General features: G+C 69.3%; 1 protein-coding gene. It reads left to right on the plus strand.

Annotation, left to right across the window (positions count from 1 at the left end):
* Nucleotides 1–42: 42 nt before the first annotated feature.
* A partial coding sequence (locus tag GM655_RS23130) for a hypothetical protein (RefSeq protein WP_229632707.1) occupies nucleotides 43–251 on the plus strand: 209 nt, incomplete at its 3' end.

Genomic DNA, 251 nt, shown 5'->3' on the forward strand with positions numbered 1-251 from the left:
GGGCCGTGATGTAGCTGTTCGACCCGCTGCTGTCTGGTGGTTATGGCCGGGTACGTTGTTCCGCCGCTCGGTGCGCTTGCGCCGGCCCAGCTGGCGGCCGTTGTGCCGTTGCTCGGTGTGCTGTCGCTTGGCGGCGGCCTGGGCCGTGATGCTGCTCGGTGTGCTGCCGCCTGGTGGAGGTGTCCGTGGCCGTTGTGCCGCTGCTCGATGCGTTGCTGCCTGGTGGAGGTGTCCGTGGCCGTTGTGCCGCT

It is taken from the genome of Pseudoduganella danionis, assembly GCF_009720775.1.
GTDB classification, from domain to species: Bacteria; Pseudomonadota; Gammaproteobacteria; order Burkholderiales; family Burkholderiaceae_D; genus Rugamonas; species Rugamonas danionis.